At 74.9% G+C, this 21875-nt stretch carries 18 protein-coding genes; 11 read left to right on the top strand and 7 right to left on the bottom strand.

Annotated elements, in window-relative coordinates; translation table 11 throughout:
* The coding region (locus tag ABD335_RS11435) for a tetratricopeptide repeat protein (protein ID WP_344322097.1) at nucleotides 1-1167 on the top strand (1167 nt) is incomplete at its 5' end.
* Between the two features lie 80 nt (nucleotides 1168-1247).
* Here ABD335_RS11435 and ABD335_RS11430 read toward each other — a convergent pair.
* On the bottom strand, nucleotides 1248-2576 hold the full coding sequence (locus ABD335_RS11430; RefSeq protein WP_344322096.1) for a DUF1015 family protein: 1329 nt from the start codon (nucleotides 2574-2576) through the stop codon (nucleotides 1248-1250).
* Between the two features lie 77 nt (nucleotides 2577-2653).
* Between ABD335_RS11430 and ABD335_RS11425 the strand changes: the two genes are divergently transcribed.
* Nucleotides 2654-3712 carry an HAD hydrolase-like protein gene (locus tag ABD335_RS11425; RefSeq protein ID WP_344322095.1) on the top strand — a complete coding sequence of 353 codons (1059 nt, stop codon included), beginning with the start codon at nucleotides 2654-2656 and terminating at the stop codon, nucleotides 3710-3712.
* A gap of 38 nt (nucleotides 3713-3750) precedes the next feature.
* Here ABD335_RS11425 and ABD335_RS11420 read toward each other — a convergent pair whose 3' ends face one another.
* The 4 genes from ABD335_RS11420 to ABD335_RS11405 form a co-directional block, all read right to left on the bottom strand.
* Nucleotides 3751-3933 (bottom strand): hypothetical protein, encoded by a 183-nt coding sequence (locus tag ABD335_RS11420; RefSeq protein ID WP_344322094.1) that lies wholly within the window; start codon nucleotides 3931-3933, stop codon nucleotides 3751-3753.
* 107 nt (nucleotides 3934-4040) lie between these two features.
* Nucleotides 4041-5606, bottom strand: a complete 1566-nt coding sequence (locus ABD335_RS11415) for an MFS transporter (protein ID WP_344322093.1) — start codon at nucleotides 5604-5606, stop codon at nucleotides 4041-4043.
* 180 nt (nucleotides 5607-5786) lie between these two features.
* On the bottom strand, nucleotides 5787-6542 hold the full coding sequence (locus ABD335_RS11410) for a class I SAM-dependent methyltransferase (protein ID WP_344322092.1): 756 nt from the start codon (nucleotides 6540-6542) through the stop codon (nucleotides 5787-5789).
* 78 nt (nucleotides 6543-6620) lie between these two features.
* A complete protein-coding gene (locus ABD335_RS11405) occupies nucleotides 6621-6968 on the bottom strand; it encodes a sterol-binding protein (RefSeq protein ID WP_344322091.1) in 348 nt (115 codons plus the stop codon).
* Nucleotides 6969-7036: 68 nt separating this feature from the next.
* On the opposite strand from ABD335_RS11405, the gene ABD335_RS11400 reads away from it, so the two are divergent.
* The 5 genes from ABD335_RS11400 to ABD335_RS11380 all read left to right on the top strand — a co-directional run bounded on the left by ABD335_RS11400 (nucleotide 7037) and on the right by ABD335_RS11380 (nucleotide 12349).
* A complete protein-coding gene (locus ABD335_RS11400) occupies nucleotides 7037-7366 on the top strand; it encodes a hypothetical protein (protein ID WP_344322090.1) in 330 nt (109 codons plus the stop codon).
* A gap of 7 nt (nucleotides 7367-7373) precedes the next feature.
* Nucleotides 7374-8204 (top strand): TlyA family RNA methyltransferase, encoded by an 831-nt coding sequence (locus tag ABD335_RS11395; protein WP_344322089.1) that lies wholly within the window; start codon nucleotides 7374-7376, stop codon nucleotides 8202-8204.
* A complete protein-coding gene (locus ABD335_RS11390; RefSeq protein WP_344322088.1) occupies nucleotides 8201-9133 on the top strand; it encodes an NAD kinase in 933 nt (310 codons plus the stop codon). The genes ABD335_RS11395 and ABD335_RS11390 overlap by 4 nt, the downstream gene beginning before the upstream one ends.
* 64 nt (nucleotides 9134-9197) lie before the next feature.
* On the top strand, nucleotides 9198-10949 hold the full coding sequence (recN, locus tag ABD335_RS11385) for a DNA repair protein RecN (protein ID WP_344322087.1): 1752 nt from the start codon (nucleotides 9198-9200) through the stop codon (nucleotides 10947-10949).
* A gap of 254 nt (nucleotides 10950-11203) precedes the next feature.
* Nucleotides 11204-12349, top strand: a complete 1146-nt coding sequence (locus ABD335_RS11380; protein ID WP_344322085.1) for a glycosyltransferase family 4 protein — start codon at nucleotides 11204-11206, stop codon at nucleotides 12347-12349.
* Nucleotides 12350-12398: 49 nt separating this feature from the next.
* On the opposite strand, the gene ABD335_RS11375 is transcribed toward ABD335_RS11380, so the two are convergent.
* Together ABD335_RS11375 and ABD335_RS11370 are read right to left on the bottom strand one after the other, a co-directional pair.
* Nucleotides 12399-13439, bottom strand: a complete 1041-nt coding sequence (locus tag ABD335_RS11375) for a LacI family DNA-binding transcriptional regulator (protein WP_344322084.1) — start codon at nucleotides 13437-13439, stop codon at nucleotides 12399-12401.
* A 338-nt stretch (nucleotides 13440-13777) separates the two neighbouring features.
* Nucleotides 13778-15589 carry a glycoside hydrolase family 15 protein gene (locus ABD335_RS11370; RefSeq protein WP_344322083.1) on the bottom strand — a complete coding sequence of 604 codons (1812 nt, stop codon included), beginning with the start codon at nucleotides 15587-15589 and terminating at the stop codon, nucleotides 13778-13780.
* A 386-nt stretch (nucleotides 15590-15975) separates the two neighbouring features.
* On the opposite strand from ABD335_RS11370, the gene pyrG reads away from it, so the two are divergent.
* The 4 genes from pyrG to ald all read left to right on the top strand — a co-directional run bounded on the left by pyrG (nucleotide 15976) and on the right by ald (nucleotide 21707).
* The gene (gene pyrG / locus ABD335_RS11365; RefSeq protein ID WP_344322082.1) at nucleotides 15976-17646 is read left to right on the top strand and encodes a CTP synthase; all 1671 of its coding nucleotides are present in this window, start codon (nucleotides 15976-15978) and stop codon (nucleotides 17644-17646) included.
* 3 nt (nucleotides 17647-17649) lie between these two features.
* Nucleotides 17650-18288: an NUDIX domain-containing protein gene (locus ABD335_RS11360; protein ID WP_344322081.1), complete on the top strand. Its 639-nt coding sequence runs from the start codon at nucleotides 17650-17652 to the stop codon at nucleotides 18286-18288.
* 123 nt (nucleotides 18289-18411) lie between these two features.
* A complete protein-coding gene (locus tag ABD335_RS11355; RefSeq protein ID WP_425583599.1) occupies nucleotides 18412-20442 on the top strand; it encodes an AAA family ATPase in 2031 nt (676 codons plus the stop codon).
* 149 nt (nucleotides 20443-20591) lie between these two features.
* On the top strand, nucleotides 20592-21707 hold the full coding sequence (gene ald, locus ABD335_RS11350; protein WP_344322144.1) for an alanine dehydrogenase: 1116 nt from the start codon (nucleotides 20592-20594) through the stop codon (nucleotides 21705-21707).
* The last annotated feature ends 168 nt before the right edge of the window (nucleotides 21708-21875 follow it).

Genomic DNA, 21875 nt, shown 5'->3' with positions numbered 1-21875 from the left:
CGCGACGACAGGCGGGACGATCGGCGCGGTGATCGGCCCTCGTACCGGCGTGACGATGACCGCCGGGACTTCCGGCGGGACGACGATCGGCGGGGTTTCCGTCGTGACGACGACCGTCGAGGCTTCCGGCGTGACGATGACCGTCGGGACTTCCGCCGTGATGACGAGCGTGGGGGTTTCCGGCGTGACGATCGGCGGGACGACCGGCCCTCCTACGGTCGCGACGACAGGCGAGGCGGCCCGGGAGGTCGAGGCGACCGTCCCCGCGGGGGCTACCGTGGCGACGACCGGGGCGGGAGGCGCCCGTACGGTCAGGGCGGTGGCCGCGGGCGCGACGAGCGCGGCGGCTACCGGCGCGACGACCGCGACCGCTCGGGTGACCGCGGCCAGGAGCGGGAGGCCGTCAGGCGGCTGCCGATCCCGGAGGACGTCACCGGCAACGAGCTGGACAAGGACGTGCGGCAGGAACTCAAGAGCCTGCCCAAGACGCTCGCCGAGGACGTCGCCAAGAACCTGGTGATGGTGGCGAAGCTGCTGGACGAGGAACCGGAGAAGGCCTATGGCTACGCGAAGGTCGCGCTGCGGCTGGCCTCCCGCGTCGCCGCGGTGCGCGAGGCCGCCGGGTTCGCCGCCTACGGGGTGGAGAAGTACGCCGAGGCGCTGGCCGAGTTCCGGGCGGCCCGGCGGATGACCGGGTCCGTCCACCTGTGGCCGGTGATGGCCGACTGCGAGCGCGGTCTGGGCAGGCCGGAGAAGGCCCTGGCCATGGCCGGCGAGCCCGAGGTGCAGAAGCTCGACAAGGCCGGGCAGGTGGAGATGCGGCTGGTCGCCGCCGGCGCGCGGCGCGACATGGGACAGGCCGAGGCCGCCGTGGTCACGCTCCAGAGCCCCGAACTGGCCTCGCACTCCGTGCAGCCGTGGACGGCGCGACTGCGGTACGCGTACGCCGACGCGCTGCTGGCCGTGGGCCGCGAGAAGGAGGCCCGGGAGTGGTTCGCGAAGGCCCTCGAAGCCGACCAGGGCGGGACGACCGACGCCTCCGACCGGCTGGCCGAGCTGGACGGGGTGGAGTTCCTGGACGCGCTCGACCCCGACGCCGACCGGGAGGACGAGCCGGAGGGTCCGGACGCCTCCGAGGCCGGCGGAGCCGGAGACGACGAGCGCTGAGACACGGCTCGACGAGGTGTGACGGAGCATGACGAGGGCGGGGCCCGGATCTTCGGACCGGGTCCCGCCCTCCGCCGTTCTCAGCCCTCCGGACCGTCTTCCCGGCGGCTCTCCCGGCCGTCCGCCTCCATGGCGCGCAGCACCAGCCCGGTGGCCGGCTTGGGACCGAAGGACGTGGACTTGCGGGGCATGGTGACGCCCCGACGGGCCAGGTCGCGGACGGTCTCCTCCGCGACCGCGCGCATCAGCACGGCCGAGCCCCCCAGGCGCTCCGCCTGTTCCACGGCCGCTGTCGCGTCGTGGAGGTAGCCGACCTCGGAGGAGCGGTCCGGAATCCGCCAGACGGCGTCCAGCAGGGTGGAGTGGAGCACCGTGGCGTCCAGCCGCCGCCACTCCTCCGGGCGGTCGCCGCGGACCGTGCGCGCCACCAGGGCCGGATCCGGGTCGTGGAGCAGGTGGAAGGCGCCGTCCCCGGTGAGCAGGAAGGCGTTCCCGGGAGTGCTCTCCAGGGTGCGCAGGGCGTGGGGGAGCGGGCCGTCGACCCGGCGGACGCGGAAGGCGCCCGCCAGCCGGTCGAGGGCGTCGGCCGGCGGCAGGTGGGGGAGCACCCGGTGGATGGCCTGCACCCTCAGCGGATGGCGGGCGGTGTCGACCAGCAGCACCAGGCCGTGGTCCCAGAAGCCGTCGTTCCCGGCGCGGGCGGCCCGCTCGGCCTGGAGCCGCAGGTAGGTGGCCCAGCGGTGGTGGCCGTCGGCGATGAGCGCCTGACGGTGGGAGAGATCGCGGTCGGCCTCGGCGAGTTCGTCGGGGTCGGTGACCGACCAGAGCCGGTGGGAGAAGCCGTCCTCGGTGGTCGTGGAGAGCAGCGGGGGCCTGCCGGTGGCGCGTTCGACGACGGCCGTGGCGCCGGTGGCGGTGCCGTCGCCGCGGTAGGACAGCAGCAGCGGTTCGGGGTTGGCGGCGGTCGCGCGCATCAGGGCCGCGCGGTCCTCGACGACCTCCGGTATGACGTCCTCGTGGGGGAGTACCACGCCCTCGTCCGGCGGGGTCAGTCTCAGGGCGCCGATCAGGCCGCGCTGGAGGACGTCGCCCCGGCGCTGCTCGTAGACGTACAGCGCCGGGTCCCGGTCGCGGACGAGGACGCCCTCTCTCTGCCAGCGGCGCAGCGTGTCCGCGGCCTGCCGGTGGCGGGTGGCGGGGTCGGCGGCCTCCGGCAGGATCAGCCGGACGATGTTGTACGGGTCGGCGGTCTGGAGGTGGTGCAGCCCGTCGGGCCGGACCACGACGTCGTACGGGGGCGAGGTCACGGCGGCGAGGCTGCCGACCCGGTCGGGGGCGTAGCGCAGACCGCGGAAGGGAGCGAGGCGGAGGCCGCCCGAGGGGTGGTCGGGGCCCGGAGATCGCAGCATTGGTGCATGTTATGCCGCCGTGCGGGGGTGAGAGATGATCGGGGGAGTTGCCCGAGAGCACGAGGAGCGAGAAGACGATGACCGGCCCCCACCGCCCGATCCGCACCCGGCCCCGGAGCTGTGGACGTCCGCCGGCCGAGGCGTACGACACGGCGCTGCTCGACCTGGACGGCGTGGTCTACGCGGGCGGCGAGGCGGTTCCCCACGCGGTCGAGGCGCTCGCGGAGGCCCGCGGGGCCGGAATGCGCCTGGCGTACGTGACCAACAACGCCGCGCGCACCCCTCGGACCGTCGCCGAGCACCTGACGCGGCTCGGGGTGCCCGCGGAGCCGGAGGAGGTGGTCACGTCGGCGCAGGCGGTGGCCCGCATGATCGCCGAGGACCTGCCTGCGGGCTCGCGGGTGCTGTGCGTGGGCGGCGAGGGCCTGGCGGTGGCGCTGCGCGAGCGGGGGCTGGAGCCGGTGGAGTCGGCGGACGACGGCCCGGTGGCGGTCGTGCAGGGGTACGGCGGTCCGGAGATGCCGTGGGGTCGGCTGGCCGAGGCGGCGATCGCGGTGGGGCGCGGGCTGCCGTGGTACGCGTCCAACACGGACCTGACCATTCCCAGCGGCCGGGGCATCACCCCGGGCAACGGCGCGGCCGTGGAGGCCGTGCGGATCGCCACCCGCTGGATGCGCCCGGCGCCGGAGCCGAAGGTGGCGGGCAAACCGCTGCCGCCGATGCACCGCGAGACGATCCTGCGGACGGGCGCCGAGCGGCCGTTGGTGGTCGGTGACCGGCTGGACACGGACATCGAGGGCGCGTACGCGGGGGGTGTGGACTCGCTGCTGGTGCTGACCGGGGTGACGGACGCGGCGCAGCTCCTGACGGCACGCCCCGAGCACCGGCCGACGTACGTGGCGGCCGACCTGCGGGGGCTGCACCGGGCCCAGCCGGAGCCGGTGGCGGCGCCGGGCGGCGGGTTCTCGTGCGGGGGCTGGACGGCCTCGGTGCGGGACGGCGCGCTGGTGCTGGAGGGCGAGGGCGACGACCCCCTGGACGGGCTGCGGGCGCTGTGCGCCGCCGCGTGGACGGACGCCGGCGAGGGCGTGCTCCGGGCCGGGACGGACAAGGCGCTCGCCGTCCTCGGACTGTGACCCGGCGTCCGGCCGCGGTCCCGCGGCCGGACGCCGGCCTAGGGACCGCGGCGACGGAGGAGCATCAGCACCGCGACGGCGACGACGGCCAGGCCCACGCCCGCCAGGTTGCCCACGGCCACGTCGCGGGCCCGGTCGCCGCCGAGCGCGAGGCCGGCCGCGAGGAGCCCGAGGACGTACGCGGCGAAGGCGACGACGAGGTCCGTCCGCAGCAGCTCCACGCGCCCGCGCCGGCGCGGACCGTCGCCCGGGCCCGCCCCCGGACTCTTCCGAGGCACCGCCCTGCCACGCCTCCACGGCCACTCCATGACGCCACGGTCCCGCGCCGCTAGGAGCGGTGGTACTCGTCCCTGGTCAGGTCCCTGGGAGTCCTGCGGACGTGCGCGGTCAGTCCGCCGGTCAACCCGCCCGCGCTCGCCTCGCCGGCGGTGGCGGTGACGGCGGAGAGCGGCACCGCGATGTTCTCCAGCGACCGCCGCTCCGCGTTGACGTCCCACACCAGGGCGGTCACGCCGCCCGCGACCATCAGCACGGTGCCCACCGTGTACCCGACGAAGACCCGCCACGGGTTCTCGCCGTCCCCGATCAGGGTCGCGAACAGCCACGGCGCGACGACGCCGCCGAACAGCATCGACATGGCGAAGAAGAACGAGATCGCCTGGGCGCGCATCTCGACCGGGAAGATCTCGCTCACGGTCGGGTACGCCGACGAGGCGGCGGCGGAGGCGATGAAGAAGATCACGCACCACAGCACGGTCTGGGTGACGGCGTTGAGCAGACCCTCGGCGAACAGCCATCCGGTGACGAACAGCAGCACGCCCGAGACGCAGTACGTGCCGCCGATCATGACGCGGCGCCCGACGGTGTCGAAGAACCGGCCCGGGATCAGCGGACCCAGCAGGTTGCCCACGGCGAAGGGGAGGATGAAGTACGCGACCGCCCCGCCCCCGATGCCGTAGAACTCGGCGAGGATCGGCGCGTAGGTGAAGAAGATCGCGTTGTAGAGGAACGACTGGGTCACCATGAGCACGAAGCCCAGGAAGGACCGCCGGCGGTCGTCGCGGAACAGCACGCGCGCCAGTTCGCGGTAGGAGACCGGCTTGCGGCGCCGGAACTCCATGGCGGCCTCGTCGGGCACCGGCGCCAGGCGCGTCCCGTGCTTCTCCACGTCGTGTTCGATCGCGGTCACGACCCGCTCGGCCTCCTCGGGACGCCCGTGGGTGAGCAGCCACCGCGGGCTCTCCGGGATGTTCCGCCGCAGTCCCCAGATCGCCAGGCCGATCGCGGGGCCGAGGAGCAGGCCGAGCCGCCGGCCGAGGTCGATGGAGAACAGGTCGGGGTTGAGGAAGGCGAGGTTGGCCGCGGCGCCGATCATGGCGCCCAGCCAGTAGGTCCCGTTGATGGCCAGGTCGGCGTGGCCCCGGTGGCGGCTGGGGACGAGCTCGTCGATCGCCGAGTTCAGGGCCGCGTACTCGCCGCCGATGCCGGTGCCGGCGATGAACCGGGTGACGGCGAAGAACGCGAAGTTCATCGACAGCGCGGTCAGGGCGTTGCCGATCAGGTAGACGCCCAGGGCGACGATGAACAGCTTGCGGCGGCCCAGCCGGTCGGCCATCCGTCCGAACACCAGCGCGCCCACGACCTCGCCGAGCAGGTAGACGCTGGCGGTCAGGCCCACCTGGGAGGCGGAGAAGCCCAGGGACTGCTCGTCCCTGATCCGGTCCGCGATGGACCCGGCGACGGTGATCTCGATGCCGTCGAGCACCCAGGTGATGCCCGGCGCGACGACCACCTTCCAGTGGAAGCCGCTCCACGGCAGCCGGTCCATCCGCTGGGGGACGGTGCTGCGTACGGGCTTGGCGCCCTGGTCGATTCCCACGGGGACGGTCGCCATCGCGGCGTCCGTACGTCAAGAGGCGTCGGGCGCGGCGCCGCGTGCCGGCTGTCGGCGGTTTCCCGGAGGAACTCCCTGAACGGCGTGAACGCCACGGGATTCCCCGGCCGTCCCGTCCCGGTGGTGGCCCCGTCCCGGTGGTGGCGCGCCCGCAGTCCGGGGGAAGCGGACGCGCCCGCGTCAGCGGAGGGCGACGCTCACGGTGGCGACGTAGCGCTCCTCGACCGTGCCGTCCGGGAAGAGCGCGGTCAGGCGCTCGCGCTCCTCGTCGAAGAGGGGGGCGGCGCGCTCCTCGCCCAGGACGAGGAAGGCCGAGTGACTGGCCAGGTTGCCCAGGTGGGCGTCCAGGGGCACCCGCCGGGACCAGGACACCCGCCGGGTGGTGAAGCCCGGCCGCCCGGACGGCAGGGAGTCGGCCGCGGCCGGCGCCGCGGAGCCGTCCCCGGCCTCCCCGGCGCCGAGGAAGCGGCGCAGCCGGGCGGCCTGGTCGGAGATCCAGGGCACGGACTCGTCGGAGTCGTTGCGCAGGACGGCCAGGGCGCCGCCGGGACGCAGGACGCGGAACGCCTCGGGCAGCGACCGGTCCGGATCGGTCCAGTGCCAGGACTGGGCGTAGGAGACGAGGTCGACGGAGGCGGAGGCCAGGGGGAGGCGGTTGCCGTCGCCGCGCACGATCGGGACGTCGGGCAGGTGCCGGCGGAACTCGGCGGCCATCCCGTCACCGGGCTCCACGGCGACGACGCGTGCGCCGCGGGCGTGGAGGAGGGCGGTGAGGATTCCGGTGCCGGCGCCGACGTCGGCGGCACGGGCACCGGCGAGGGGACGGCCCGCGATCACCTCGACGGCGTCCAGCAGGGCGGACGGGTAGGAGGGGCGGTGGGCGGCGTAGAGGGCGGCGGCCGCGTCGAAGGAACGGGCGTGCGAGGTGGTCGTCATGGGGTCATCGTCGTCGCTCGGAGGGCCGCCCACACCCGTTCCCGGCCCGGCGCCCGGAAAATCCCGGATCCGGGGCGCTCAGAGCAGCGACCGCAGCCGCAGCAGGTCCCGCAGGCCCGCCTCCAGTCTGACCCGGCCCCGGGACCAGGCGTGGGCGAAGCTCAGCCTGCCCTCCACCAGGGAGACGAGGTCGTCGCCGGTCATGGCCAGTCTGATCTGGGCGCGTTCCGGCGGGGGCCCCGGCACGGTGGTCGTGTCCTCGATGCGGCCGTGGACGAGCCGGCCGGTGAAGGTGATGTCCAGGTCGGTGAGGTGGCAGCTGACCGAGCGTTCCACCGCGGCGGCGCTGCGGACGCCGCCGTCCGCCTCCGCCAGGTTCCTCGCCAGTCGCTCCAGCGCGGCCCGACACTGCTCTGTGGTCGCCATCGCTCCCGACGGTACCGCAGGGAGTGCCCGGCTCCGCGGCGGAACGCGGGCGCGGTAGCGTCGTGACCATGGACGAGCCGATGTCCGGCACGGTGCCGGAGCCGGAACCGCCGGCGGAGCCGGGAGCCCAGGAGTCCCCGGGCCTCCCGGGAACACCGCCGCACGAGGAACATCCCGCGGGCGACGGGCCCCGCCCCCTGGGCGTCACGGTGACCCCGACCGGGCACCCCGGGGTCGACGCCGGGCTGCGTCGCCTGGCGGACGTCGACCGCCTCGCCGTCTCCGGGCATCCGGAGGTGTACGAGGATGTGCACCGCGGGCTGCGTGACACGCTGACCGCGCTCGACCAGCGACCCGGGCCGACCGCGCCGGGCGCGCCGCACGACTCCGGGAGCTGAACCGTACGTGGCAGCATCACGAAACCAGCGCGGCCGGCGCAGCCGGCTCGACGCGGAACTGGTGCGTCGCAAGCTGGCCCGTTCGCGCGAACACGCCGGCGCGCTCATCGCCGCCGGACGGGTCACCGTCGGCGGCGCCACCGCGACCAAGCCCGCCACCCAGGTGGAGACCGGGGCGGCCATCGTGGTGGCCGAGGACGCCGACGACCCGGACTACGTCTCGCGCGGCGGCTACAAGCTGGCCGGCGCCCTGGCGGCGTTCACCCCGCGCGGCCTGACCGTGGCCGGGCGGCGGGCGCTGGACGCCGGCGCCTCCACCGGCGGCTTCACCGACGTGCTGCTGCGCGCCGGGGCCGCGCGGGTCGTCGCGGTCGACGTCGGCTACGGGCAGCTCGCCTGGTCGCTGCGGAACGACGAGCGGGTCGTGGTCAAGGACCGCACCAACGTCCGCGACCTCACCCTGGAGCTGATCGGCGGCGAACCGGTGGACCTCGTCGTCGGCGACCTGTCCTTCATCCCGCTCGGCCTGGTGCTGCCCGCCCTGGCGCGGTGCGCGGCACCCGACGCCGACCTCGTGCTGATGGTCAAACCGCAGTTCGAGGTCGGCCGGGAGCGCCTGGGAAGCGGGGGCGTGGTCCGCAGCCCGCACCTGCGCGCCGAAGCGGTCCGCACCGTCGCCGGTCAAGCCTCCGAACTGGGTTTTGGCGTACTCGGAGTGACCGCCAGTCCCCTGCCGGGGCCCTCCGGTAACGTCGAGTACTTCCTGTGGCTGCGCGCCGGGGCGCCCGAACTCGACCCGGCCGACGTCGACCGAGCCGTGGCGGAGGGCCCCCAGTGACCACGCAGAACACCAACAGCACCGAGCGCGCCGGCACCACCGACCGCACGGTGTTCCTGCTGACCCACACCGGCCGCCAGGCCGCGGTCCGCAGCGCCGAACTCGTCGTCCAGGGGCTGCTGCGCAACGGCATCGGCGTGCGCGTGCCGGCCGAGGAGGCGGCCGACCTGTCGCTGCCGTCGGCCGTGCAGGTGGTCGAGGCCGACGCGGGCGTCGTCGAGGGCTGCGAACTGCTCGTCGTCCTCGGCGGCGACGGGACGCTGCTGCGCGGCGCGGAGTTCGCCCGCGCCTCGGGGGTGCCGCTGCTGGGCGTCAACCTCGGCCGGGTCGGCTTCCTCGCCGAGGCCGAGCGCGACGACCTGGAGAAGGTCGTGCACCGGGTCGTCGACCGCTCCTACGAGGTCGAGGAGCGGATGACCATCGACGTGCTCGTCCGCAACAACGGCGGCGTCGTGCACCGCGACTGGGCGCTGAACGAGGCGTCGGTGGAGAAGGCCGCCCGCGAGCGGATGCTGGAGGTCGTCGCGGAGGTCGACGGCCGCCCGGTCTCCCGCTTCGGCTGCGACGGCGTCGTGTGCGCCACGCCCACCGGCTCCACGGCCTACGCCTTCTCCGCCGGCGGGCCCGTGGTCTGGCCGGAGGTCGAGGCGCTGCTCATGGTGCCCATCAGCGCCCACGCCCTGTTCGCCAAGCCCCTGCTGACCACCCCCGACTCGGTGCTCGCCGTCGAGGTGCAGCCGCAGACCCCGAACGGCGTCCTGTGGTGCGACGGGCGGCGCACCGTGGAGCTGCCCGCGGGCGCCCGGGTGGAGGTACGGCGCGGCGAGGTGCCGGTGCGGCTGGCGCGGCTCCACCACGCCTCCTTCACCGACCGCCTGGTCGCCAAGTTCGCGCTTCCGGTGGCCGGGTGGCGCGGGGCGCCGCACTAGCACACCGGTGCGGGCGGGGACACCGGCGAGGACCGCGAGTGGGGAACCGGGCGGGGGACCTCGTATGGTCGTATCCGTGTTGGAGGAGATGCGGATTCGGGCCCTGGGCGTGATCGATGACGCCGTCGTCGAGCTGTCCCCCGGCTTCACCGCGGTGACCGGGGAGACCGGCGCGGGCAAGACCATGGTCGTCACCAGTCTGGGGCTGCTGCTCGGCGGACGCGCGGACGCCGCCCTGGTGCGAGCGGGTGCGAAGGCCGCCGTGGTGGAGGGTCGGATCGTGCTGCCGCCCGGCGCGCCCGCGGCGCGGCGGGCCGAGGAGGCGGGCGCGGAACTGGACGACGGCGACCTGTTGATCAGCCGGACGATCTCGGCCGAGGGCCGCTCGCGCGCCCACGTCGGCGGCCGCACGGTGCCCGTCGGGCTGCTGGCGGAGCTGGGCGAGGACCTGGTCGCGGTGCACGGACAGACCGATCAGCAGGGCCTGCTGCGCCCGGCCCGACAGCGCCAGGCGCTGGACCGGTACGCGGGCGAGGCCGTCTCCGCGCCGCTGGCCGAGTACACCGAGGCGTACCGGCGGCTGCGCGCGGTCTCCGCCGAGCTGGAGGAGCTGACCACGCGCGCCCGCGAGCGCGCCCAGGAGGCCGACCTGCTCCGCTTCGGCCTGGAGGAGATCGCCGCCGCCGAGCCCCGGTCGGGCGAGGACGTCGAGCTGGCCGCCGAGGCCGAGCGGCTCGGCCACGCCGAGGCCCTGGCCTCGGCCGCCGCCACCGCCCACGGCGCGCTCGTCGGGGACCCGGCCGACCCCGAGGCCGTGGACGCCGGCGCCCTGGTGGCGGGCGCCCAGCGCGCGCTGGAGGCCGTACGGGCGCACGACCCGGCCCTGGCCGCCCTCGCCGACCGGCTGGGCGAGGTGGGCATCCTGCTGGCGGACGTGGCCGGCGAGCTGGCCGGGTACGCCGACAACCTGGACGCCGACCCGCTGCGGCTGGCCGCGGTCGAGGAGCGGCGGGCCACGCTCGCCCACCTGACCCGCAAGTACGGCGAGGACGTCGACGCCGTACTGGCCTGGGCGGAGGAGAGCGCCGCCCGGCTCGCCGAACTCGACAGCGACGACGACCGGATCGCCGAACTGACCACCGAGCGCGACGCGCTCCGCGCCCGACTGGCCGAGTTGGCACGGCGGTTGACGGCCGCTCGGGCGGAGGCGGCCGAGCGGTTCGCCGAGGCGGTCACCGCGGAGCTGGCCGAACTCGCCATGCCGCACGCCCGCGTCACCGTCGAGCTGCGGCAGCACGAGACCACCGACGAGGCGTCGGGCATCGAGGTGGACGGACGGCTCGTCACCTTCGGCCCCCACGGCGTGGACGAGGTCGAGCTGCTGCTCGCCCCCCACCCCGGGGCCCCGCCCCGCCCGATCGCCAAGGGCGCCTCGGGCGGTGAGCTGTCCCGGGTGATGCTCGCGGTGGAGGTGGTCTTCGCGGGCGCCGCCCCGGTGCCGACCTACCTCTTCGACGAGGTGGACGCCGGCGTCGGCGGGAAGGCCGCGGTCGAGGTCGGACGGCGCCTGGCGCGGCTGGCGAAGTCGGCGCAGGTCGTGGTCGTCACCCACCTTCCGCAGGTCGCGGCGTTCGCCGACCGGCACCTGGTGGTGGAGAAGACGTCCGACGGCTCGGTGACGCGCAGCGGCGTGAAGACGCTCCGGGGCGAGGACCGGGTGCGCGAGCTGTCCCGGATGCTGGCGGGCCACGAGGAGTCGCAGATGGCCCGCGCCCACGCCGAGGAGCTGCTGGAGGCGGCCCGCGGCGGCATCTGACCGCGCCCGGCCTCCGCCGCGCGGCCCTTTCACCCGTACGGTGTGCCGCCCGGCGGGGGTCGGACCTGGCATCCTGGACGCAGCACACCGCCGCGCGCCGACCGTGTGCCGTACGCGCCGTGCGCCGCCGTGTGCGCGACCCGCCGTCCGGACCGGGGCCGCGGTCCCCTCGCGTCCGAACACGTCCGAGCGGCCGGTGCCGTCCGAGCGGCCGTGCCGTCCGAGCCCTCACAAGCCGGGAGCCCCATCCTTCCGTGAGCAGCACACCGGTTCCGCCGCGCGGTCAGCCGCCCCTGCACGTGGTGCAGGTGGTCGGCAGCGGCAGCGCCCGCACCTGCGCGCACGTGCGCTCCCTGGCGGCCGGGCTCGTGGCCCGCGGGGTGCGGGTGACCGTCTGCGCGCCGCACGCCACCGAACCGGACTACGGCTTCACCGACGTCGGTGCCCGCTTCGTGCCCCTGGCCGACTGCACGGACCCGGAGGCGGCCGTGGCGCTGCGCGCGGTGTGCGGGGACGCCGACGTGGTGCACGCCCACGGACTGCGCGCCGGGGCGCTGGCCGTGCCGGTGCTGTACGGGCGCCGCCGGCGGGCGCCGCTGGTGGTCACCTGGCACGCCCGGACCCAGGCCGCCGGAGCGCGGGCCCGGCTGATGTGGCTGCTGGAGCGGCGGGTGGTGCGGGCCGCGCGGGTGGTGTTCGGCACCACGTCGGACCTGGTGGACCGGGCCCGCCGCCACGGGGCCCGCGACGCCCGGCTCGCCCCGGTGTCCGTCCCCGTGCCGCGCGCGGGCTCCGCCCGCCCGCCGCGGCCGGGGGAGGGGGCGGACGGGCGGCGGGAGAAGACCCGCGCCGAACTCGGCGTCACCGGGCGCCCGTTGGTGTTCGCGATCGGACGCCTCGCGCCCCGCCAGGGGTTCGGCACCCTGCTGACCGCCTCCCGCGCCTGGCGCGGCCTCGAACCGCCGCCGCTGCTGGCCGTCGCGGGGGAGGGGCCGGACCGGGCCGCGCTCCAACGCCGCGTCGACGACGAGGAGTTGCCCGTACGGCTGCTGGGGCGGCGCGGGGACGCGCTGGAACTGCTCGCCGCCGCCGACGTCGCGGTGCTGCCCGCGCGCTGGGAGGGCCGGGCGGTGGTGGCCCAGGAGGCGCTGCGGGCGGGGGTTCCGCTGGTGGCCACGGCGGTGGGCGGCCTGCCGGAACTGGTCGGCGACGCCGCGCTGCTGGTGCCCTACGGCGACGCGGAGGCGCTGGCCGACGCCGTGGCCGGGCTGCTGGCCGATCCCGCCCGACGCCGGTCCCTGGCCGCGGCCGGGCGGGCGCAGGCGGCGACCTGGCCGAGCGAGGACGAGACGGTGGCCCAGGTGCTGAGCGTGTACGACGAACTGACCCAGGGGCCCTGACCGGAGCCCGCCGTCCGCACCGCCCCGGTCCGACGGCGGCCGGCCGCCGTCAGCTGGAGTCGCGGACCACCAGCCGGGCGGGGGTGACCACCGGGGCCAGGGGCGTGTCGGAGGGCACGCCCTCCGGGTCCAGCCCCAGCCGCCGCAGCAGCAGCCCGGCCATCATCCGGCCCATGTCCTGGACGTCCTGGCGCACGGTGGTCAGGGCCGGGACGGCCCAGGCGGCCGGCTCCAGGTCGTCGTAGCCGACGACCGCCACGTCCTCGGGGACCCGCCGGCCGCGGGAGCGCAGGGTCCGCAGCGCGCCCGAGGCCATCAGGTCACTGCCCGCGAACACGGCGTCGAGGTCGGGGGAGCGGTCCAGCAGTTCGGCCATGGCGCGCTCGCCGCCCTCGGCGGTGAAGTCGCCGTGGGCGACCAGGGCCGGATCGGCCTCGGCCACCCCCAGGGCGTCGCGGTAGCCGTCGAGCCGGTCCTGGGCGGAGGTCTGGTCCAGCGGGCCGGTGATCACGGCGATCCGCCGCCTCCCCCGCTCCAGCAGGTGCTCCACCGCCTGCCGGGCGCCGCCGCGGTTGTCGGTGTCCACGTACAGCAGCTCGGGGTCGTCCTCCGCGCCGGGCCAGCCCGGCCGGCCGCCGAAGACCGTGGGCAGGCCCGAGGCGTTCGCCATCGACGGCAGCGGGTCGTCGCGGTGGAGCGAGAACATCAGCGCCCCGTCCACGTGCCCGCCCGCCAGATAGCGCCCGACGCGGTCGTAGTCCGTGCGCCCCTCCAGCAGCAGGAGCAGCAGTTGGGTGTCGCACGCGGACAGCTCACGGCTGATGCCGCGCAGTTGCTGGGCGAAGAAGGGGTCGGAGAACACCCGCGTCTCGGGTTCGGCGATCACCACGGCGACGGCCCCCGTGCGGCGGGTGACCAGGCTGCGCGCCGCGCTGTTGGGGACGTAGCCCAGTGCGGCCACCGACGCCTCGACCCGCTCGCGCAGGGCCTTGCGGACGCCCGCGCCCCCGTTGACCACGCGGGAGACGGTGGCGCGGGAGACCCCGGCGTGGGCGGCGACCGCTTCGAGGGTGGGTCTGTGACCGTGCACGGCGAAACTCCTTCTCTCCTGAGGACCCGACGCTACCGCCAACGGTGGACAGTGTGCAGGTCATCCCCTGAGAGCGCTTTCACCGCCCGATGTCGCTCCCGCCCCCATCCCGGCGCATCCGGGGGGCGGGGCGGGACGCGATCCTCGCGGGGCTCTCCACGGCGGCGGGGCCGAGCCCCTTCCGAGCCCCCTCCGGACCCCGCCGCCTCGTCGGCACGCCGGACACGGAGGGGGGACCGCCGGAGGCGGGAGGCACGGGACCCCGGCACCGCGTCGGAACCGACACGGCGCCGGGGCCACGGTGCGCGAACGGCGCGGAGAACGGGCCCCGCGCGCGGCTAGCCGCCGTACGCGCCGGAAGCCGTCAGCCGCAGGGCGGTGTCGATCAGCGGCACGTGGCTGAACGCCTGGGGGAAGTTGCCCACCTGGCGCTGGAGCCGGGGGTCCCACTCCTCCGCGAGCAGCCCCAGGTCGTTCCGGAGCGACAGCAGCTTCTCGAAGAGCCGGCGCGCCTCCTCGACCCGGCCGATCATCGCCAGGTCGTCCGCCAGCCAGAACGAACAGGCCAGGAACGCGCCCTCGTCGCCCGACAGGCCGTCCAGACCCTCCTGGTCGCCCGAGGTCGGGTAGCGCATCACGAAGCCGTCCGGCGTCGACAGCTCGCGCTGGATGGCCTCGATGGTGCCGATGACCCGCTTGTCGTCCGGGGGCAGGAAGCCCACCTGCGGGATGATCAGCAGCGAGGCGTCCAGCTCCTGCGACCCGTAGGACTGGGTGAAGGTGTTGCGCTCGGGGTCGTACCCCTTCTCGCACACGTCGCGGTGGATCTCGTCGCGCAGCCGCTTCCAGCGCTCCAGCGGCCCGTCCACGTCGCCGGACTCGATCAGGCGGATCGTGCGGTCCACCGCGACCCACGCCATGACCTTGGAGTGGACGAAGTGCCGGCGCGGGCCGCGCACCTCCCATATCCCCTCGTCCGGGTCCATCCAGTGGTCCTCCAGATAGCCGATCAGCTTGATCTGGAGCAGGCTGGCGTAGTCGTTGCGGGCCAGACCGGTCATGTGGGCCAGGTGGAGGGCCTCGATGGTCTCGCCGTAGACGTCGAGCTGGAGCTGGCCGGCGGCGCCGTTGCCGACCCGCACCGGCGTCGAGCCCTCGTAGCCCGGCAGCCAGGAGAGCTCCGTCTCGCCCAGCTCGCGCTCGCCCGCGATGCCGTACATGATCTGCAGGTTCTCCGGGTCCCCGGCGACCGCCCGCAGCAGCCACTCCCGCCACGCGAGGGCCTCCTCGCGGTAGCCGGTGCGCAGCAGCGACGACAGCGTGATCGCCGCGTCGCGCAGCCAGGTGAAGCGGTAGTCCCAGTTGCGCACGCCGCCGATCTCCTCGGGCAGCGAGGTGGTGGGCGCGGCCACGATGCCGCCGGTCGGGGCGTAGGTGAGCGCCTTGAGCGTGATCAGGGAGCGGACGACCGCCTCCCGGTACGGGCCGTGGTACGTGCAGTGGCTCACCCAGGTGTCCCAGAACTCCTCGGTCGTCGCCAGGGCCGCCTCCGGCTCCGCGGGCGGCGGGGGCTCCTGGTGGGAGGGCTGCCAGCTGATGGTCATCGTCACCCGGTCGCCCGGCGCGACGGTGAAGTCGGCGTAGGTGGTCAGGTCCTTGCCGTAGGTGTCGACGTCGCTGTCGACCCAGACGGAGTCGGGCCCGGCGACGGCGACGGTACGGCCGTCCACCTTGTGCACCCACGGCACGATCTGTCCGTAGGAGAACCGCATCCGCAGCGCGGAGCGCATCGGAACCCGGCCGCTGACGCCCTCCACGATGCGCACCAGCTGCGGCGCGTGGTGCTCGCGCGGCGGCATGAAATCGATCACACGGACCGTGCCGCGGGGGGTGTCCCACTCGGACTCCAGGACGAGGGAGTCCCCCCGGTAGCGGCGGCGGGTGGCGGCCGGCGGCTTCTGCTCGGGGGCGTGCGCCGGGCCCAGCCGCCAGAAACCGTGGTCCTCGGTGCCGAGGAGTCCGGCGAAGATGGCATGGGAGTCGAACCGGGGAAGGCACAGCCAGTCCACCGACCCGTCCCGGCAGACCAGGGCGGCGGTCTGCATGTCCCCGATGAGTGCGTAATCCTCGATGCGCCCGGCCACGAGCATCTCCAGTCGAACTGCGGCTACGCCCCGTGGGACGTGCGGTCTTCCGTCCTGCCACGTGAACGGCCCACGTGGACAGTCTGAGCAGGATACGACGCGGCCAGATGATCCGCGCCCAGGTCACCTTAGGGGCGCCGGGGCCCTCTTGGTGACCACGATCCGGGGATCGGGCGGGCGCGGACGGCCGCGGCGAATCCGTCCCGGCCACTGTGCCACGGTCCGTACCGTGACGCCGCCGCGCTTCGGGGACCGTGCCCGCCGCTGATACCCTGGTAGCCCGTGGAGCGGAGGGCACAACAACCCCCGAACCGCAGCGACGGCACCCCCTCCCACCGGCCGGGGCGCCGAAGCGCACGTCACCTCGCGACCACGGGAGCCCCCTCTTGGCCATGCCGCCCAAATCCATGACGACCAAGCACCTCTTCGTCACGGGGGGTGTCGCCTCCTCCCTCGGCAAGGGTCTCACCGCCTCCAGCCTGGGCGCGCTGCTCAAGGCCCGCGGACTGCGGGTCACCATGCAGAAGCTCGACCCGTACCTCAACGTCGACCCGGGCACGATGAACCCCTTCCAGCACGGTGAGGTGTTCGTCACCAACGACGGCGCCGAGACCGATCTGGACATCGGCCACTACGAGCGCTTCCTCGACGTCGACCTCGACGGCTCCGCCAACGTCACCACCGGCCAGATCTACTCCACGGTGATCGCCAAGGAGCGGCGCGGCGAGTACCTGGGCGACACCGTGCAGGTCATCCCGCACATCACCAACGAGATCAAGCACCGCATCCGTCGGATGGCCACCGACGACGTGGACGTGGTGATCACCGAGGTCGGCGGCACCGTCGGCGACATCGAGTCGCTGCCCTTCCTGGAGGCCGTGCGTCAGGTGCGGCACGAGGTCGGCCGCGACAACGTCTTCGTCGTCCACATCTCGCTGCTGCCCTACATCGGCCCCTCCGGGGAGCTGAAGACCAAGCCCACCCAGCACTCGGTGGCCGCCCTGCGCAACATCGGCATCCAGCCCGACGCGATCGTGCTGCGCGCCGACCGGGACGTGCCCGTCTCCATCAAGCGCAAGATCTCGCTGATGTGCGACGTGGACGAGGAGGCGGTGGTGGCCTGCAAGGACGCCCCGTCCATCTACGACATCCCCAAGGTGCTGCACGGCGAGGGCCTGGACGCCTACGTGGTGCGCCGCCTGGGCCTGCCCTTCCGCGACGTGGACTGGACCCAGTGGGACGACCTGCTGCGCCGCGTCCACCAGCCCGAGCACGAGGTGACCGTCGCGCTGGTCGGCAAGTACATCGACCTGCCCGACGCCTACCTGTCGGTCACCGAGGCGCTGCGCGCGGGCGGCTTCGCCAACAACGCCCGCGTGCGGATCAAGTGGGTCACCTCCGACGACTGCCAGGTCCCCGGCGGCGCGCGGAAGCAGCTCGGCGACGTGGACGCGATCTGCATCCCCGGCGGCTTCGGCGAGCGCGGCATCGAGGGCAAGGTGGCGGCGATCACCTACGCCCGCGAGAACGGCGTCCCGCTGCTGGGCCTCTGCCTGGGCCTGCAGTGCATCGTGATCGAGGCCGCCCGCAACCTGGCGGGCATCGAGGGCGCCAACTCCACCGAGTTCGACCAGGCCGCCCCCCACCCGGTGATCTCCACGATGGAGGAGCAGCTCGACATCGTCGCCGGAGAGGGCGACATGGGCGGCACCATGCGGCTGGGCATGTACCCGGCCAAGCTCGCCGAGGGGTCGATCGTGCGCGAGGTGTACGGCGGCGAGCCGTACGTCGAGGAGCGCCACCGCCACCGGTACGAGGTCAACAACCAGTACCGCGCCGAGCTGGAGAAGGCCGGGCTGGTGTTCTCCGGCACCTCTCCGGACAACAAGCTGGTGGAGTTCGTCGAGTACCCGCGCGAGGTCCACCCGTACCTGGTCGCCACCCAGGCCCACCCCGAGCTGCGCTCCCGGCCCACCCGCCCGCACCCGCTCTTCGCCGGCCTGGTGAAGGCCGCGGTCGAGCGGCAGGGCGCGGCGCGCGAGCGCGAGCGCGAGGAGGTCTGAGCGATGGGGACGGACGGACGTCTGCGGGACGTCCCGCAGGAGTGGCGGGTCACGGCCTCCGAGACGCCGTTCACCGGCGGCAAGACCGGTGTGCGCACCGACCGCGTGGTGATGCCGGACGGCTCCGTCGCGACCCGCGACTACCAGGTGCACCCCGGCTCGGTCGCCGTCCTGGCGCTGGACGAGCAGGACCGGGTGCTGGTGATCGGCCAGTACCGCCACCCGGTGCGGCACAAGCTGTGGGAGATCCCCGCCGGGCTGCTCGACGTGCCCGGCGAGAACCCGCTGCACGCCGCCCGGCGCGAGCTGTACGAGGAGGTGCACGTCAAGGCCGAGGACTGGCGGGTGCTGGTCGACATGTACACCTCGCCCGGCGGCAGCGACGAGGCGGTGAGGATCTTCCTGGCCCGCGAGCTGTCCGAGGCGGAGGGCGAGCGGTTCGCGGCCTCCGACGAGGAGGCCGACATGGAGATCGCCCGCGTCCCGCTGGCGGACCTGGTCCGCGGCGCCCTGGCGGGCGAGCTGCACAACAACTGCCTGCTGACCGGCGTCCTCGCGCTGACCGCCGCCCGCGCCTCGGGGGGCCTGGACACCCTGCGCCCGGCCGACGCGCCCTGGCCCGCCAGGCCGTTCGAGGCGTGACGGGTGCGACGGGCGTGACGGAAGCACCGTGACGACGGGGCCGTGGTGCCGGAGGACGGCGCCACGGCCCCGCGCCGAAGCCGGAGCCGGGACGACCCGGCCGGGGTGAACTACCCTCGATCCGTGACGGATCAGGCGGTGCACACCGGCGGGCCGACCCCGTACACGGCCCCGGAGGCGGACGGGTTCGGCGGCTTCGTCGGACGGCGGTGCGAGCTGGCCCGGCTCCGCGCCGACCTCGAAGGCGAGGGACTCGACGCCCCGGCCGGACGTCCCGCCGCCCCCCACGGCCGCGTCCTGCTCGTCGCGGGCCGCCCCGGATCGGGCCGCACCGCGCTGGCGGAGGAGTTCGTCCGGCAGGTCGCCGCCGACCACCCCGACGGCGTGCTCCGCGCCCGGCTCACCGACCCGGACGGCACCCCCGTCCCCACCGAGCGCACCGCCCGCGACCTGCTCCGCGCCCTCGGCCGGCCCGTCCGCGCCGGGGCGGGGGAGCGCGAGCTCGTCGAGGCGCTGCGAGCCGCCCTGACCGGCCGCCGCGCCCTGCTGCTCCTGGACGAGGTGGCCACCCCCGGGCAGCTGACGGACCTGCTCCCCGACGGCCGGGCCCCGCTCGTCCTCGCCGTCTCCCGCGGGCCGCTGACCGGCGTCCCGGACGTGCGGCCCTGCACCCTGGGCGGGCTCGACACCGAGTCGGCCGTCGCCCTCCTGGCCCGCCGGGCCGGGGAGACCCCCCGCGTCACCGTCGACCCGCGCGCCGCCGAGTGCCTGGTCGAGGCGTGCGGCGGACGGCCCGCCGCGCTCGTCCTGGTCGCCGGCTGGCTGGCGGCCCACCCCATGGCGTCCGTCGCCGAGGCGGTGCGGCGCTTCGGCGACCTGCCGGACACCCTCCCCGGCGAGCCGGCGGACGGCATCGCGCGAGGCGTCGGCCGCCTCCCCCGCCCCCGCACGCACCCCGCCCCGGCCGCCCGGCCGCTGGTCCGCGCCCTGCTGCTGATGCACGGCTCGCTGCCGCCGCCGGCCGCCCGCACCCTGCGCCTGCTGGCGCTCGCCCCGGCCGGGCTCGTCGACGCCCACACCGCCGCCGCCCTCGCGGGGTGCCCGGTGGACACGGCGGCGGCCACGCTGGAGGGCTTCGTCCGGCTCGGTCTGCTGCGGACCACCGTCGTCCCCGGCCAGTACGAGGTCCCCGGCTGCCTCGCCCCCCTGCTGACCGTCCTGCTGAGGGAGTCGGAGCGCCCCGCCGAGGTGCAGCTGGCGCGGGCCCGGATGCTGGAGCGGGCCGTACGGCTGCTGCGGTCCTGCCGGGCCGCCGCCGAGCCGTCCGGCTCCCCGGCGCGCCGGGAGATGGCCGGGCTGCCGCGCGCCCTGCGCTTCGCCACGCCCGCCGCTGCCGCCGGGTGGCTCGACTCCCGTCTGCCGGCCCTGCGCGCCGCCGCCGGGCTGGCCGCCCGCGACGGGGAGCTGGACACCCTCGCCCGGCGCCTGGTCTCGGCCCTGACCAGGGCGCTGAGCGCGCATCTGAGGCCCGACGAGGCCGCTCCCGAGCTGTACCGCCTGTACGAGCTCCTGCCGCCCGTCACCGCCCGCCGCGGCCTGCACGGCGAGCGCGCCGCGGCCCTGCTGGCCCTGGGGGACCTCGACGTCCGCGCCGACCGGCCCCGAGGGGCGTTGACGCGCTACCGCGCCGCCCTGGAGGCCGCCCGCGCCGCCGGGGAGCGCGGCGCCGGGATGGCCGCTCGGGCCATGGAGTCCCTCGGCGACACCTACGCGCACCTGGGCGACCGGGCGCGGGCGACCGACTGGTACGGCCGGGCGCTCGCCCTGTGCCAGTCCCGCGGGGACCTGGCGGCCGAGGCCCGGCTCCACGGGCTGATCGGTGCCGAACACCTCCGCGAGGGGTACTGGGAGGAGGCCCTGCGCGCCTGGCGAGCCGCCGCGGCGGCCTACCGGAGGCTGAAGGACGGGCGGGGGTACGTCCGGGCCCTGGAGGAGGTCGCGCGGGCACAGGAGGGCGCGGGCCGCACCGAGGAGTCGCTGCGCACCCGCCGCGAGGCCCTGCGGTGGGCGCGCCGGCCGGGGAGCGGGCTCTCCGACGGCCTCAACCGGAGAGAGGTGGCCTACGAAATGTACAGTGGAGAGCATAAAAACTGAGCTTTGCAAGGCTGGACACGGAGAAATCCTTCATTAAACTGGCCGAGCTGCGGCTGCCCCACCGCATCCGACATTTACCCCTTGCGATGGTGCGGTGGTGTGTGCCCCGGTCCATCCCACAACCCTCTGAGACAAGGACCGTGATCGACGTGAAGGTCGGCATCCCCCGCGAAGTCAAGAACAACGAGTTCCGCGTGGCCATCACCCCGGCCGGTGTGCACGAGCTCGTACGAGGCGGCCACCGGGTCTACGTGGAGCAGGGCGCCGGTGTGGGCTCCTCCATCGAGGACCGCGAGTACATCGAGGCCGGTGCCACCATCCTCGGCACCGCCGACGAGGTGTGGGCCACCGCCGATCTGCTGCTGAAGGTCAAGGAGCCGATCGCCGAGGAGTACCACCGGCTGCGCAAGGACCAGGTGCTGTTCACCTACCTCCACCTGGCCGCGTCCCGCGAGTGCACCGAGGCGCTGCTGCGCTCCGGCACCACCGCCATCGCCTACGAGACGGTGCAGGCCGCGGACGGCACGCTGCCGCTGCTGGCGCCGATGTCCGAGGTGGCCGGCCGGATCGCCCCGCAGGTCGGCGCGTACCACCTGATGCGCTCGGCCGGCGGCCGCGGTGTGCTGCCCGGCGGCGTGCCGGGCGTCTCGGCGAGCCGGGCCGTCGTCATCGGCGGCGGCGTCGCCGGCTGGAACGCCACCCAGATCGCCGTGGGCATGGGCTTCCACGTCACCCTGCTCGACAAGGACGTGCGCAAGCTGCGCGAGGCCGACCGGATCTTCGGCACCCGCGTGCGGACGGTCACCTCCAACGCCTACGAGCTGGAGAAGGCCGTCCGGGAGGCGGACCTGGTCGTCGGCGCCGTGCTGATCCCCGGGGCGAAGGCGCCGAAGCTGGTCACCAACGAGCTGGTGTCGCAGATGAAGTCGGGGAGCGTCCTCGTCGACATCGCCATCGACCAGGGCGGCTGCTTCGAGGACTCGCGCCCCACCACGCACGCCGAGCCGACCTTCACGGTCCACGACTCGGTCTTCTACTGCGTGGCCAACATGCCCGGCGCGGTGCCGAGCACCTCGACGTACGCGCTGACCAACGCCACGCTGCCGTACATCGTGGAACTGGCCAACCGCGGCTGGCGGGAGGCCCTGCGCCGCGACCCCGCCCTCGCCCGCGGACTCAACGTCCACGACGGCGAGATCGCCTACGGCCCGGTCGCCGAGGCGCACGGGCTGCCGGCGCGCGAGCCGGGCACGCTGCTCGGTTGACAAGTCGTCATATGAACAGGCGATGAAGCGTCAACATCGAAAGTCAACATGACGACCATCGCAACACCGGTCGGTCCCGGACACCTCCGGGACCGACCGGTGACGCGGTCGGAGGGGTGACGGGCCTGGTCAACGCGGGAGCGACTCGCCGCGATCATGGCCCTTTGG

This window comes from Streptomyces macrosporus (genome assembly GCF_039533145.1).
In the GTDB taxonomy this organism is placed as follows: Bacteria; Actinomycetota; Actinomycetes; order Streptomycetales; family Streptomycetaceae; genus Streptomyces; species Streptomyces macrosporus.
This window is presented reverse-complemented; position numbering and strand designations above follow the sequence as displayed.

Excerpts from the sequence above, each read along its gene's own strand:
- ABD335_RS11430 (WP_344322096.1), bottom strand. The coding sequence starts at position 2,576 with ATGCTGCGATCTCCGGGCCCCGACCACCCCTCGGGCGGCCTCCGCCTC.
- ABD335_RS11425 (WP_344322095.1), top strand. The coding sequence starts at position 2,654 with ATGACCGGCCCCCACCGCCCGATCCGCACCCGGCCCCGGAGCTGTGGA.
- ABD335_RS11415 (WP_344322093.1), bottom strand. The coding sequence starts at position 5,606 with ATGGCGACCGTCCCCGTGGGAATCGACCAGGGCGCCAAGCCCGTACGC.
- ABD335_RS11410 (WP_344322092.1), bottom strand. The coding sequence starts at position 6,542 with ATGACGACCACCTCGCACGCCCGTTCCTTCGACGCGGCCGCCGCCCTC.
- ABD335_RS11405 (WP_344322091.1), bottom strand. The coding sequence starts at position 6,968 with ATGGCGACCACAGAGCAGTGTCGGGCCGCGCTGGAGCGACTGGCGAGG.
- ABD335_RS11400 (WP_344322090.1), top strand. The coding sequence starts at position 7,037 with ATGGACGAGCCGATGTCCGGCACGGTGCCGGAGCCGGAACCGCCGGCG.
- recN (WP_344322087.1), top strand. The coding sequence starts at position 9,198 with ATGGTCGTATCCGTGTTGGAGGAGATGCGGATTCGGGCCCTGGGCGTG.
- ABD335_RS11370 (WP_344322083.1), bottom strand. The coding sequence starts at position 15,589 with ATGCTCGTGGCCGGGCGCATCGAGGATTACGCACTCATCGGGGACATG.
- pyrG (WP_344322082.1), top strand. The coding sequence starts at position 15,976 with ATGCCGCCCAAATCCATGACGACCAAGCACCTCTTCGTCACGGGGGGT.
- ABD335_RS11360 (WP_344322081.1), top strand. The coding sequence starts at position 17,650 with ATGGGGACGGACGGACGTCTGCGGGACGTCCCGCAGGAGTGGCGGGTC.